Genomic DNA, 13,721 nt, shown 5'->3' with positions numbered 1-13,721 from the left:
GGCGGCAAGATTGAACGCCTAACTGTTGCTGCAGGCAACAGAGCTGAAGGCTCGTCAGGTGTGGCTGCCGTTGACGACCGTGGTGACGAGCTCGCCGATGCCGCCGTCCGGTGTGCGGGTCAGTTGGATGAGGTCGGCTCGGGCGCCTACTTCGAGACGGCCGCGGTCGGTCAGGCCGAGGAGGTTGGCGGGCGTGGTGGTTGCCATCGTGACGGCGGTGTCGAGGGGGAGACCGCCCGGGCCGGTGGACCAGCGGAGGCAGTCGAGGAGGGAGGCGCCGCTGCCGGCGAGGTACGGCGTACCTTGCAGGCGCAGGCTGCCGTCGGGGCCGACCGTGACCGCGCCGCCGACGGCCGTCGTGTAGTCGCCGGGAGCACAGCCGGCGAGTGCGGCGGCGTCGCTGGTGAGGACGCAGCGGGTCGGGTCCTTGGCGCGGACGAGGGCGGCGAAGGTGTCGGCGGGGAGGTGGTGGCCGTCGGCAATCAGGCCGGCGCTCAGGGCATCCTCGGTCAGCTGGGGCCAGATCGGGTTGTTGTGCCGGTCCAGCTGAGCCGGCAAGCCGTTGCCGAGATGCGTGGAGAGCCGGCCACCCGCGCCTGCGAAGGCGTGGATCTCCTCGGCCGTGGCGAGCGAATGGCCGACCGACACCACGACACCGTCCGCGAGGTGCCGGGTGAACTCGAGGGCGCCGTCACGTTCAGGGGCGACGGTCATGATGGCGATCGCGCCGGCTGCGGCCTTCTGCCAGCGGTCGAACTCCTCGGGATCAGGGTCGCGGATGACCGCCGGATCGTGCGCGCCGCGGGCACCCTCGGCGCTCGAGATGTACGGACCCTCGAGATGCAGCCCGGGCGCGCCGTACGCCGTGATCGGGTCGGCCGCCCGGGCTGCGGCCGCACGGGTGACGAGGGCGGTCGTGGTCGCGTCGTCCGCGGAGATGATCGTCGGGTAGACCGTGGTGACGCCCTGCTGCCACAGAGCGCGGACCAGGTCCGACAACTCGCTCGCCGGGCGCGAAGGATCGTTGACGTCCAGGCCGCCGTACCCGTTGAGCTGGATGTCGACCAGGCCTGGGAGCAGCAGGAGGTCGGGCGCTGCCGGGTGGTCGGTGATCTCCTCGATCCCGGCGGCGGAGTACCGCACCCGCACGCCACGGCCGTCGGCGGTGTGACCTTCCAGGACCTCGCTCATGCGGGTCTTCTCCCTCGGTTCGGGTACCGGACTTCCTGCTGGGACACAGAACTACATCTTGGGCTCAGCAGCAAGACATGCTAGTTTGCTGCAAACGTTTGTAGTCAACCCGTCCCGAGGAGTGCACCGTGCTCGACACCCGGACCCAGATCGAGGACCTCCGTCTCGAGGTCTTCGCCGCCACCGCGGACATGGCTGCCGCGGCCGCCGCCGGCACCGCCGAGGTGCTCACCCGTGCGGTCGCCGAGCGCGGCGCGGCGCGCGTCGTGATCGCCACCGGCAACTCGCAGCTCGCCTTCGTCACCGCCCTCGCCGGGTGCGACGTCCCGTGGTCGAAGGTCACCGTCTTCCACATGGACGAGTACGTCGGTATCGACGCGGACCACCCGGCGTCGTTCCGGCGCTGGATCCGGGAGCGGATCGCGGAGCCGTTCGGCCCGGCGCGGGTCGAGTACATCGACGGCGAGCCGGCCGACGTCGAGGCCGAGTGCGCGCGGTACGAGGCACTGTTGCGGGAGGCACCGATCGACCTGACCTGCATGGGGATCGGCGAGAACGGTCACCTCGCGTTCAACGAACCCGGACAGGCCGATTTCGACGATGCGCGCTGGGTCCGGCAGATCACGCTGACCCCGGAATCGCTGCACCAGCAGGTCGGCGAGGGCCACTTCCCGAACGTCGACGCGGTGCCGCCGACGGCGATCTCGCTGACCGTCCCGGCTCTGCTCAGCGCGCGACACGTTCAGGTGGTCGCGCCGGAGAAGCGCAAGGCGGCCGCCGTACGCAACACGCTGACGCTGCCGATCGACACAAGCTGCCCGTCGACGATCCTCCGCCGCACGGCGAACGCCACCCTCTACCTGGACGCCGACTCCGCCACCGACTCCCTAGACCTCCTCCCGGCCCCTTAGCCCGGCGGGAGGGCGAGGAGGGTGGGGAGGTGGACGGGGTGATGGGCGGCGATCGACTCGACGAGACCGTCGCCCATGGCAACGGCGTACGCCGCTTCGGTGCTTGTTGCCATCAGCCCTAATTCGAGCGATTCGGGACTCGGTCCGGCGAACAGGTCGTGCCGCATCAGCGGGTCCGCCCCGCCGTGACCACCCGTCTCCGCAACCACCTCCAGGACCCGCGTCGGGCCGAAGAGCTCGGAGACGGTGATCTGGTCGGATGCCGGCAAAGCCGCACCGTCGACCGTCCGGCCGTGCAGCAGCTCGACCGATCCGTGGGTGCCGCCAATGCTGACGCGGTACCCCTCCCAGCTGCTCGAGAAGTCCACCGAATAGGTCATCGAGGCCCCGCCGGCGTACTGCACGATTGCGCTGTACGTGTCCTCGATGTCGATCTCCGCGTCGTAGAGCGAGAGCGGTTGCGACGCCGGATACTGCTGCGGATAGTGCAGCCCGAAGAGGCCTTTGCGTGATCCGCCCTCGGTCGGGGACACCCCGGCTGCCTCCTGTGCGAGAAAGTACGGATCGTCCGGGCGATGCGGGCTCGACGGGCCGTAGTAGTTGAGCGCGCCGTACCCGAAGATCTCCTCGGGCACGGAGCCGATCCACCAATTGAGCAGGTCGAAGTGGTGCGACGACTTGTGCACCTGCAGCCCACCGGAGAACTCGCGCCGCCGGTTCCAGCGAAGGAAGTAGCTCGCGCCGTGGCGAAGGTCGACGTGGTAGTCCATCACCACCCGGGTAACCCGCCCGATCGTGCCGGCCTGGATCAGCCGCTTCACCTCACGATGCGCCGCCGGGTACCGGAAGTTGTGTGTGACCTGCACGGTCCCGTCCGACTCGCGCTCAGCCGCCAGCACCGCGCGAGCCGCGGCCGCGGTCGTGACCATCGGCTTCTCGGTGATCACATTCACGTCGTGCCGCAGCGCGCCGAGGATGTACTCCGCGTGCGTGTGATCGGGCGAGGTGACGATCACCGCGTCCGGCCGGATCATCGCGAGGAGCTCGTCGTACTGCGCCTGCGCGACGAACGGGATCGTCGTCCGCCCGAGCCGTTCCAGCGCCTGGTTGAACTCGGCCACGCGGGCCTCGTCCGTGTCGACGATCGCGACCACCTCGGCGTACTCGGACAGGTCGTCCTCGTCGCTGCCGTAGCCGAACCCGCCGTCGGCGGTGCGATCGGTCAGCCCGAGGATCGGGAGGACGAAGCTCGCCAGTCCGCGGGCGGACAACCCGCAGACGACGTACCGGCGGATCGAGGACATCGGGCGCTCCTTCAGTCGAGCAGCCGGCAGCAGGCGCTGTCGGCCGCGTACAGTCCAAGGCTCTCGAACAAGGTCCGCGCCATCACCCGGTGACCGCGGCCGCCGGGGTGGGTCGGATCGGCCATCCACTCGGCCGGAGCCCAGCCGTCCCCGGCCGCGCTCCAGTGCGCGAAGTGGTCGACCAGCGGCACGTCTCGCCGCGTCGCCATGGTGCGGATCGTCTCGGCGTACGCCGGGAGGTGGTCGCCGAGGTGGTACCGGCAGGTCCGCAGTACGGCGGTCGGCGTCTGCACGACGACGGCTGCGCCGGTGTCGAGGATCGTGGCCAGCAGCGTGTCGTAGCGCTGCTCGAACTTCTCCAGGCCGTCGGGGCCTGCCTTTGCATCGTTCGTGCCGACGCCGATCAGCACCAGATCGGGGGAGAGGTCGAGCGCGGCGGGGAGCCGACCGAGCGTGTCCTCGGTCGTCGCTCCGGAGACTGCCCAGCGGACGAACGAGTCGCCGTACCGCGTGAGCTCGTAGCGGACCCGCTCCTCGAGCAACTGCACGTAGTCGCGCTCGGCGCCGGTCCAGTGCGCGCCCTGGGCGATGCTGTCGCCGATCGTCGACCAGCGGATCGGGTCGCCCGAGTGCAACCGGGCTGTCACGGGGCTGTCTGCCATGACCGACACCATAGCAAGATTCTCTGCTATTGCGACAAACGTTTGCAGTCCGTATCGTCCAGCGCAGCCCGTCGGTCGCAGAGGAGCCCGCCCATGAGTGACGCCCCGAGAAACACGCACGGAATCACGCGCCGGAGTTTGCTGGCCGGGGCGGCAGTCGCCGCTCTCGCAGCAGGTACGACGACGTCGGCCCAGGCCGCGCCGTCCCTCACCCTTCCGAACCCGCCGGCCGACGGGATCGCCCGCGGCCAGGTGTTCGACAACCAGATCCCGGACCGCTCGGTGTACGCCGGTCTGGTCTCGTTCGTCTGGGGTGCGTCGAGCCTCGCGCAGCCGGCCGGCGCGGTGCCGTCGGCGTACATGCCGGCGTTCCGCGATTTCGACCAGTCGCACACGCTGGCCTGGTACCAGACGAACCACCCGGACTGGATCGTGTACAAGGCCGACGGTACGACGGTGGCGTGGGAGTTCGGCAACACGACGTACGTGCCGATCGACTTCCAGAACCCGGACGTGCGGACGTTCTACTGGAACTCGTTCGTGCAGCCGAAGATCGACGCCGGGTACCCGATCATCGCCTTCGACAACGTCCTGACCTTCAACGGCTACGGGAACGCCGGGCACTATGACGGCACGCAGTGGGTCCCGCAGTACTCCGGTGACCGGGTCGACGACGTCTGGGCCGAGGCGGTCCTCGACTGGTTGTCGTACCTCTCGGGGCGTCTGCACGCGCTCGGGATCGGCATGGCCGCGAACATCACCTGGAACGCCTCGGTGAAGGTTGCCGACATGCTGGAGGCGGTCGGCCTGGTCGATGTGTACGTCGACGAGCAGGGGTTCACCGTGCATCGGCCGGAGAACTACAACGACGCGGCCTGGGACAACAAGTTCAACTTCACCCGGCAGATCGCCGCGCAGACGTTGCACTTGGCAATCAACGAGACGACGGAGGAGACACTCGCGACGGCGACCCAGGAGCAGATCGACTGGGCGGTCGCGAACTATCTGCTGTACCGCGAGCAGAAGAGCATGATGACGCTCTGCGGCGTGGGGGAGTACCACGTGTTCGTCGATTGCCCGCAGCTTCACACGAACATCGGGACGCCTTCTGCGGCGCCGGTGCTAGATGCCTCGGGCGCCTATACCCGCTCCTACCAGCACGGACTGACGCTGGTGAACCGATCTTCCACGGCCACCGCTGTGGTCACGCTTCCCGCCGGGACCTGGACCGATCTGCACGGCTCCACGGTCTCCGGCCAACTGTCGATGCCGCCGAACTCCGGCAGCGTGCTGTCGAACCTCTGAGAGGAATCCGTCCATGAGACTCCGCCGAATGTCCTCGGCCGCGCTCGTCTTCGCGGTCGGCCTGGGTCTGCTCACGCCGACCGCCCAGGCAAGTGAACCCAACCGGTCCGGCGGCGGGTGCCCGGCTCCCCAAGCCGATGTCCCGTTGCCCGTGACGCGCGATCACGGCGTACTGCAGGCGCAGGTGTTCGATCGGCAGGTGCCGGATCCGTCGGTGTATGCGGGTCGGGTCGGGTTCGTGTGGGCTGCGTTGCAGTCGGCTCAGCCTGCCGGTGTGCTGGCCAGCTCGTACGTCACGGCGTTCCGGAACGCGCCGGCGCGGGAGTACACGCCGGAGTGGTTCAAGACGAACCATCCGGACTGGATCGAGTACACCGCTGATCGTGCGACGCCGGCGTGGGAGTTCAACAACCAGGTGTATACGCCGATCGACATCAGCAATCCTGCGGTTCGGCAGTGGTACACGAGCACGCTGATCGACCCGGCGATCGCCGCGGGTTTCAAGGTGATTGCCGTTGACAACATCGGCGTACGGAACGACTTCAAGGTCAGCGGCCACTACGACGCGAACGGTCAATGGGTGCAGCAGTTTGGGACCGACCCGAAGGATCCGGCGTGGGTCGCGGACGTGCTGGACTGGCTGCGGTACCTGCGCGACTACGCGCACGCGCGCGGGGTGGCGGTCGCGTTCAACCTGACGTTCAACGGCAGTCTGCACGACGAGTTCCAGGACAAGTCGCCGGAGTACATCGCGGATCTCGACCAGATGATCGACATCTCCGACATCTGGCTGAACGAGCAGGGCTTCACCGTGCACCGCGTCGAGAACGTGACCGACGACGAGTGGCAGCTGATGTTCGACCTGCTCCGCCGGCACCGCTGCAAGCCGTCGGTCGTGATGAACAAACTCCCCACCGCGTACTGGAACGAGGCCACACCCGAGCAGCGCCAGTGGGTAGTCGCAAACTACCTCCTCTACCGCGAGGCCCCCGCGATGCTCGAAAGCACCGGCACCAAGGACTACGCGGCCTTCAACGAGATCCCGGAAATGGCAGCTGACCTCGGCACGGCGATCACCCCGCCCGTACGCCGCGGGCCCGCGCTCTGGACCCGCCTGTACCGCGAAGGCATGACCGTCGTAAACCCATCCTCAACCCAGTCCGCCCAACTGTCCCTCCCACAAGGCACCTGGACCGACCTCCACAACATCCAGTACTCCGGCCACATAACCATCCCCGCCAACACCGGCCTGGTCCTCAAGAAGAGCTAACAACCCGCGCACCGCCCCCACCCGGGGGCGGTGCGCACCACCTGCAAGGAAAAGATCGAAGGAAACCAAAGAAAGACAAGGATGGAGTGGAGGTTTGGGTGCCTGGCTGGGTCCGGCGGTCGCGTGGCTCGCCGAGTCGTGGCGAACGGTCCCTGGCCGGTGCGCCGAGTCGTGGACCACGGCTGCGGAAGTCTCGCCAGAACCCACGACTCGACGGACCCGAGGCCAGCGTCGAACTCGGGGCTGATCGCCTGGAGTCGGCCGGCGCTTCGCGGAGAGAACTTTGCTCAGAGCGCCAACTATGTTCCGCTGAGCAGTGCCCGCGTCACGCACGAGCACGACCTAACTGCGCGGACTCACCCAGGACTTCTGAGGTTGGTTGGGGCTACGCCGGTGGAGCCTCGGATGACTAGGCGGGTTTCGAGGCGGACTGTTGTGGGGGTGGTGAAGTTGTCGCCTTCGCGGAGTTGGTCGAGGAGGAGGTCTACGGCTGCCGAGCCCAGCTCGGCCGCCGGGACGTGGATCGAGGTGAGCATCGGGTGGGTGACGGTTGAGAGGGGGCTGTCGTCGATGCCGATGACGCTGATCTCGCGGCCTACCTGCATGCCGCGTTCGGTCAGGCGCGACATCACACCCAGGGCGATCAGGTCGTCGTACGCGATGGCGGCCGCGGTTTCGGCGGACTGCAACAGGTCCGCGGCCCGCATACCGGCTTGGATCTGGGGCTCGAACGGGCCGAGCTCGCGGAGCTCGAGGCCGTGCTCGGCGCACGCGGCAGCGAGGGCGTCGCGGCGTTGCTGGTTGGACCACGAGCGGCGCGGGCCGGCCAGGTAGCAGACCTTGGTGTGACCGAGGGACACCAGATGCTCGACGGCCTCCGTCATACCCTCGGACTCGTCGATCACGACACTGCCGGCGCCTTCGACCTCGCGGTTCACGAAGACGACCGGCAGCTGCTTCGCGAGTCGGGTCAGCTCGGCCGGGTCGGTGCGGGGCGACGCGAGCACCAGCCCGTCCACCTGCCGGCTCAGCCCGCGGGCGAGCTCGAGCTCGTCGGCGACGTGCTCGTCGGTGTCGGCGATCAGCACGGAGTACCGCTTGTCGCGGGCGCGTGCCTGGACCGACTTGATGATCGGCGGGAAGAACGGGTTCGCGATATCCGGCACGACCAGACCGATGGTGTCGGTCCGGCCCGAGACCAGCGAACGGCCGGCCCGGCTCGGCGCGTACCCGAGCTGGCGGGCGACCCGCTCGATCCGCGTCCTGGTCTCGGCGTTGACCTTGTCCGGATCGGTCAGCGCCCGCGACACGGTCGACGTCGACACGTTGCAGGCCGCGGCCACCTCCGCCAGCGTGACAGCCATCGCAACTCCCCGGGCTCGTGGATAAGTCCTGGCATCGTAGCGCAAACGATTGCCGTGATCATTGACCCTGATTGTAACCACTTGGACGGCTTTCCACTGCAAACCGTTGACTCTTGCTGCAAACGTTGGCAGTCTCGTCTCACCCCGGCCGGTCAGGCCGCGGTTCGAAGGGAGATCCCGTGCGCTCCAGGATGAAACTGACAGCGGTCGTCGCCGGTCTGGCTGCCCTGACCGGCCTGACTGCCTGCTCAGGCGGCAGCAGCAACGCGGCCGGGAGTACGCCGCCATTGACCGTGGCGGCGTACTCGCAGCCGACGTTGCAGCCGAACTTCAACCCGTTCTCGGTGAACGCGTTGCGCGGCACGATCGGGCTGATCTACGAGCAGCTGTTCGACTTCAACACCGCGCACCAGAACGAGTTCATGCCGAGCCTGGTGACGAAGTACACCTGGGCGGCCGGCGGGAAGGCGATCGACCTCGCCCTGGACAACCGGGCGAAGTGGTCCGACGGCAGCGCGCTGACCGCCGACGACGTGATCTTCACCTTCGACTACATGAAGCAGCACCAGTTGCTCGCGTTGCCGGTCGACAAGGTGACCAAGACCGCCGACGGGGTACACCTCACCTTCACCAAACCGGCGTACGCCGCGATCCAGGACCTGGGCCGGACCGTGATCGTGCCGAAGAAGATCTGGGCGACCAAGGATCCGGACACCGACACGAACCTGAAGCCGATGGGCAGCGGCCCGTACTCGCTCGGGCAAGTCACCGGCCAGCAGGCCACTTTCAAGGCACGCGACGACTACTGGAAGCAGAAGGTCCCGGTCCCGCAGATCACCTACGTGACCACCAGCAGCACGAACCTGCTGACCCAGCAGCTCGTCCGCCACGAGATCGACCTCGCGTACGCCGGAATCCCGGACGTGAAGAACCAGTTCGTCCAGCGCGACCCGGCCCAGAACCACCTCTGGCCGATCTACGCGAGCATGAAGCCGCTGATGCTGAACCTGAAGCGCAAGCCGTTCGACAACGTGCATGTACGCAAGGGCCTCGCGCTGGCCATCGACCGGCAGGCGGTCACCGACGCGTACAACCCAGGTGTTTATGCGCCGGTGGGTCCGACTGGCCTCTACCAGGGCACGTGGTCGTCCTGGATCGCGCCGGCCGACCGCGACCCGGTCAAGCCCGACAAGGCCGCCGCGCTGGCCGAGTTCGCCCAGGCCGGCTACAAGCAGCAGGCCGGCAAGCTGATCGGTGCCGACGGCAAGCAGCTCAAGCTGCGGATCCTCACCGTCAGCGCGTTCGCCGACGGGATGGCGTACTCGCAGGAGCTCGCCGGACAGCTCGCCGCACTGGGCATCGACGCCGCGGTGAACGGCGTACCGTCCGCTGCTTACACCGGTGACGAGGACAAGCGCGACTTCGACGCGATCTACGGCGACGCGTTCACGTTCGGCACGAACCCGTACACCTTCTACAACAAGATGCTGTCGGCGAAGTCGAAGACCAATGTCGTCGGCTGGGACGACCCGGCCACCGAGTCCGCCCTCGGCGCGCTCGCCCAGGCCGCGCCGGACGCCCAGCTACAGCTGTCGAAGCCGTTGCAGCAGATCATGCTGACCCGGCTCCCGGTCGTCCCGGTCGCGGTGAAGGGTACGCCGTACATGTACAACACCGAGCACTGGACCGGCTGGCCGAGTGCCGAGAATCCGTACACGACGCCGGATCCGGGTGCGATCAGCGGGGTGTTCGCGGCCAAGCTGTTCCTGTCCCTGAAGCCGGCATGACGCGACTTCTCGGTACGCCGTTCGTCCAGCGGATCGGGTTCTACCTGTTGGCTGCCTGGTCTGCAGTGACGATCAATTTCGTGCTGCCGCGGCTGATGCCCGGCGATCCAGCGTCGGCGATCCTGTTCAAGATGTCCGAGCTCGGCCCGGTCTCGGAGCAGCAGGAGGAGTTGGTGCACCGGTTGTTCGGCGGTGCGCGCGGGCAGTCCTGGTGGCACGAGTACGTGAGCTATCTGAACGGGATCATCCACCTGGACTTCGGCCGGTCGATCTCGTTCTACCCGGCGACCGTGTCGTCGGTAGTGAAGTCCGGATTCCTGTGGACGCTGCTGCTGGTCGGCAGTGCGACCGTGATCGCGTTCGTGCTCGGCACCAGCCTCGGCATCGTGGCCGGCTGGCGGCCGGGCCGCGCGGTCGACTCGGTCGGCAGCCTGGTGTCGATCTTCCTGCACTCGCTGCCGTACTTCTGGGTCGCGCTGATCCTCGTGTACGTGTTCGCGTTCACGCTCGGCTGGTTCCCGCTGTCCGGCGGCGCCGACCTCGGCGTCGTACCGGGGTTCACGCCGGACTTCCTGAGCAGCGCGGTCCGCCACGCGATGTTGCCCGCCGCAACCATCGTGCTGACCTCGGTCAGCGGGTGGATGATCCACATGCGCAACATGATGGCCTCGGTGGTGAACGAGGACTATGTGCTGCTCGCCCAGGCGAAGGGCCTGGCCGGTCACCGGGTGGTGTTCTCGTACGCCGCGCGCAATGCCGTCCTGCCCAGTATCAGCGGGTTCGCGGTGTCGATCGGCATGGTGGTCGGCGGCTCGCTGCTGACCGAGATGGTGTTCAACTATCCCGGCCTCGGCAGCCTGCTCAACCAGGCGATCGTCAACGTCGACTACCCGTTGATGCAGGGTCTGTTCCTGATCATCTCGCTGACCGTGCTGGCGGCGAACTTCGTGGTCGATTCGCTCTATGTACTGATCGACCCGCGCACCCGGGAGGCGGCGTGAAGCGACTCGTGGGCGGTGACCGGAAGGTGACCGCCGGACTCGTGATCCTGGCCGTGATGCTGCTGATCGCACTGGTCGGACCAGTGCTCGTCAGCTCGGTCCTCGGCCAGTCACCGACCAAGCTGCACGCAGGCCCGGCCCTGGCAGGTCCGTCCGGTGATCACTGGCTGGGTACGACGTCGTCCGGCGTCGACGTCTTCGCGCAGTTCATCACCGGGACCCGGGTCTCGGTGTTCGTCGGCCTGGTCGGCGGGACGATCTCGACGTTCCTCGCCGTACTGTTCGGGCTGATCAGCGGCTATCACACTGGTCGGACCGGTGCGGCGCTGACCGGGTTCGTCAACATCTTCCTGGTCATCCCGGGGTTGCCGCTGCTGCTGCTGATCGCCAGCTACACGCGGGGCCGGGGCGGCTGGGCCGCGGTCGCGTTGATCATCGGTCTGACCAGTTGGGCCGGCGGTGCGCGGGTCAAACGGGCGCAGACGTTGTCGCTGCGAAACCGCGATTTCGTTGCCGCCGCGCGGTACAGCGGGGACAAGCAGTCGCGGGTGCTGTTCATGGAGGTTGTTCCGCACCTCGCGCCGGTGATCGCGTCGACCTTCCTGTTCGCGGTCGTCGGGTCGATCGCGGCGGAGGCCGGGCTGGACTTCATCGGCGCCGGCAACACGAACACGGTCAGCTGGGGCACGATGCTCTACTGGGCGCAGTCCCAGGGCGCATTGCAGAGCGGGGCGTGGTGGTGGTTCCTGCCGCCGGGGCTCGGGATTGCGCTCGTCGGTACGGCGGCCGGTCTCGTGAACTTCGGCATCGACGAGTTGTCCGACCCACGTCGTCGGACCCTCCGCGCCGGATCAGTGTCGAAGCAGCCGAAACGGCGCAAGGTTCGCCGTACGGAGGTGGCGGCATGACGTTGCTCGAGGTGCGCGACCTGGTGGTCGAGTACGGGACGGTGCGGGCGGTCGACAAGGTGTCGTTCGATGTCGGGCGCGGCGAGATCTTCGGCGTACTGGGGGAGAGCGGCAGCGGGAAGACCACGCTGATGACGGCCATCACCCGGCTGCAACGCCCGCCTGCGCGCATCGCCGGCGGCACGGTGACGTACCGACCGGCCGACGGTGTGCCGGTGGAGCTGGTCGGCTGTACTCCGAAGCAGTTGCGCGAACTGCGCTGGGAACGCGTGGCCGTGGTCTTCCAGAGCGCAATGAGCTCGCTGAACCCGGTGATGCGGGTCGGTACGCAGTTCGCCGACGCGATCCGAGCGCACCGGCCGATGAAACGCGCCGAGGCCTGGGACCGCGCCGCCGAACTGCTCGAGCTGGTCGGGATCCCGAGCGACCGGGTCCGCAGCTATCCGCACGAGCTGTCCGGCGGGATGCGGCAGCGCGCCGCGATCGCGTTGTCGCTGGCCTGTCAGCCAGACCTCGTCGTGATGGACGAACCGACCACCGCAGTCGACGTGGTGATGCAGCGCCAGATCCTCGACAACCTCAAGGAACTGCAGACGACGTTCGGCTTCTCGGTGCTGTTCGTCACGCACGACCTGTCGCTGCTCGTCGAGCTGGCCGACCGGATCATGGTGATGTACGCCGGACGCGCGGTCGAGATCGCATCGGCCGAAGACATCTACCGCGACCCGCAGCACCCGTACACCCAGGGATTGCGGGACTCGTTCCCGTCGCTGCACGGGCCGCGTCGTGAGCTGCGTGGGATCGGCGGCGCGCCGCCGGACCTCAGGCAGCTGCCGACCGGCTGCGCGTTCGAACCCCGCTGTCCGCAGCGCGTCGACGATTGCCGCGAAACCCTGCCGCTGCTGATCGAACGCGACCGTACCCAGGCAGCCTGCCTGCTGCTGGACGACCGGCTGGAGGCGCGCCATGCTGGAAGCCGTTGACGTCACGAAGCGGATGGCGCTGCACGGTCGTCGCCGTGGGCAATGGTTCACCGCGGTCGACTCGGCATCGCTGAAACTCGAGTCCGGCAAGGTGCTCGCGCTGGTCGGCGAGAGCGGTTCGGGCAAGAGCACGCTGGCCCGGATCCTGACGCTCGGCGACGAACCGTCGTCCGGGACGATCCGCCTGGCCGGCAAGGAGGTCAGCCTGCGTCGGCGGGCCGATCGGCAGGCGCACTTCGGTCAGGTCCAGCTGATCATGCAGGACCCGTTCGCCTCGCTGAACCAGCTGCACAGGGTGCGCTACATCCTCAGCCGTCCGCTGCGGAACTTCGGCGCGAGCGGCGACCTGACCGATCGGATCATCGAGCTGCTCGAACGGGTGAACCTGACACCGGGGGAGCAGTACATCGACAAGTACCCGCACGAGCTGTCCGGTGGCCAACGGCAACGAGTCGCGATCGCCCGTGCGCTGGCCGCGGACCCCGTCGTACTGATCGGTGACGAGCCGGTGTCGATGCTCGACGTGTCGATCCGGCTCGACGTACTGCGGTTGTTTGCGGACCTCTGCGTGAACGACGGGCTCGCGATGCTCTACATCACCCACGACATCGCCAGCGCCCGGTACTTCGCCGACCAGATCAACGTGATCTACGCGGCCCGGATGGTCGAGGGCGGACCGGCCGAGGAGGTGACCCAGCGGCCGCGTCACCCGTACACCCAGCTGCTGCTGGAGTCGTCACCGGATCCGGATCGCAACGGCGCGCGCAGTACGCTGCCCCTGGTCGCTGCAGAGCCGATCGACCGGGAGCATGAGTTGGCGGGATGCCCGTTCGCGGCGCGGTGTCCGCACGCGATGCCGATCTGCTCCGAGCAGCCACCGCCTACGACGACGTTCGCCGACGGCCACTGGTCGCGCTGCTGGCTGCACACGGAGAGTTAGATTTGCGGGCGATCGGGGTATTGGTAGTAGGTGACCAGGGGATGGTTTGCGATTGCTCCCGGCGCGCTGCTCCTGCTGGCGGCGTGCGGAGGAGC

The 13,721-nt window shown here is 67.8% G+C and carries 12 protein-coding genes; 8 read left to right on the top strand and 4 right to left on the bottom strand.

Going from position 1 to position 13,721, the window contains the following annotated elements; translation table 11 throughout:
- Positions 1-54: 54 nt before the first annotated feature.
- Positions 55-1,191 (bottom strand): N-acetylglucosamine-6-phosphate deacetylase, encoded by a 1,137-nt coding sequence (locus ABT313_RS39080; RefSeq protein WP_350864913.1) that lies wholly within the window; start codon positions 1,189-1,191, stop codon positions 55-57.
- Positions 1,192-1,319: 128 nt separating this feature from the next.
- Here ABT313_RS39080 and ABT313_RS39075 point away from each other — a divergent pair, with 128 nt between their 5' ends.
- Positions 1,320-2,102, top strand: a complete 783-nt coding sequence (locus ABT313_RS39075) for a glucosamine-6-phosphate deaminase (protein WP_350864910.1) — start codon at positions 1,320-1,322, stop codon at positions 2,100-2,102.
- Here ABT313_RS39075 and ABT313_RS39070 read toward each other — a convergent pair.
- Complete coding sequence (locus ABT313_RS39070) at positions 2,099-3,406, bottom strand: Gfo/Idh/MocA family protein (RefSeq protein ID WP_350864907.1); 1,308 nt, start codon at positions 3,404-3,406, stop codon at positions 2,099-2,101. The two genes, ABT313_RS39075 and ABT313_RS39070, sit on opposite strands and share 4 nt — an antisense overlap.
- 11 nt (positions 3,407-3,417) lie before the next feature.
- Positions 3,418-4,068 (bottom strand): SGNH/GDSL hydrolase family protein, encoded by a 651-nt coding sequence (locus ABT313_RS39065; RefSeq protein ID WP_350864904.1) that lies wholly within the window; start codon positions 4,066-4,068, stop codon positions 3,418-3,420.
- A gap of 93 nt (positions 4,069-4,161) precedes the next feature.
- Here ABT313_RS39065 and ABT313_RS39060 point away from each other — a divergent pair, with 93 nt between their 5' ends.
- On the top strand, positions 4,162-5,373 hold the full coding sequence (locus tag ABT313_RS39060) for a putative glycoside hydrolase (protein ID WP_350864902.1): 1,212 nt from the start codon (positions 4,162-4,164) through the stop codon (positions 5,371-5,373).
- A 13-nt stretch (positions 5,374-5,386) separates the two neighbouring features.
- On the top strand, positions 5,387-6,643 hold the full coding sequence (locus ABT313_RS39055; protein WP_350864899.1) for a putative glycoside hydrolase: 1,257 nt from the start codon (positions 5,387-5,389) through the stop codon (positions 6,641-6,643).
- Between the two features lie 356 nt (positions 6,644-6,999).
- Here ABT313_RS39055 and ABT313_RS39050 read toward each other — a convergent pair whose 3' ends face one another.
- Entirely contained in the window at positions 7,000-8,007 is a 1,008-nt protein-coding gene (locus ABT313_RS39050) for a LacI family DNA-binding transcriptional regulator (protein ID WP_350864897.1), read from the bottom strand.
- A gap of 191 nt (positions 8,008-8,198) precedes the next feature.
- Between ABT313_RS39050 and ABT313_RS39045 the strand changes: the two genes are divergently transcribed.
- From ABT313_RS39045 to ABT313_RS39025, 5 genes are read left to right on the top strand one after another with little or no spacing between them, the layout of a single operon-like run.
- Positions 8,199-9,794, top strand: coding sequence for an ABC transporter substrate-binding protein (locus tag ABT313_RS39045; protein WP_350864894.1), 1,596 nt, complete (start codon positions 8,199-8,201; stop codon positions 9,792-9,794).
- Positions 9,791-10,795 (top strand): ABC transporter permease, encoded by a 1,005-nt coding sequence (locus ABT313_RS39040; RefSeq protein ID WP_350864891.1) that lies wholly within the window; start codon positions 9,791-9,793, stop codon positions 10,793-10,795. Before ABT313_RS39045 ends, ABT313_RS39040 begins: the two co-directional genes overlap by 4 nt.
- Positions 10,792-11,703, top strand: a complete 912-nt coding sequence (locus tag ABT313_RS39035) for an ABC transporter permease (RefSeq protein ID WP_350864888.1) — start codon at positions 10,792-10,794, stop codon at positions 11,701-11,703. Before ABT313_RS39040 ends, ABT313_RS39035 begins: the two co-directional genes overlap by 4 nt.
- Positions 11,700-12,686 carry an ABC transporter ATP-binding protein gene (locus tag ABT313_RS39030; protein WP_350864885.1) on the top strand — a complete coding sequence of 329 codons (987 nt, stop codon included), beginning with the start codon at positions 11,700-11,702 and terminating at the stop codon, positions 12,684-12,686. The genes ABT313_RS39035 and ABT313_RS39030 overlap by 4 nt, the downstream gene beginning before the upstream one ends.
- Positions 12,670-13,626 (top strand): ABC transporter ATP-binding protein, encoded by a 957-nt coding sequence (locus ABT313_RS39025; RefSeq protein WP_350864882.1) that lies wholly within the window; start codon positions 12,670-12,672, stop codon positions 13,624-13,626. The genes ABT313_RS39030 and ABT313_RS39025 overlap by 17 nt, the downstream gene beginning before the upstream one ends.
- The last annotated feature ends 95 nt before the right edge of the window (positions 13,627-13,721 follow it).

The organism is Kribbella sp. NPDC000426 (assembly GCF_040300265.1).
GTDB lineage: Bacteria > Actinomycetota > Actinomycetes > Propionibacteriales > Kribbellaceae > Kribbella.
The sequence above is the reverse complement of the archived record's forward strand: the minus strand, read 5'-3'. Positions and strand labels throughout refer to the sequence as shown.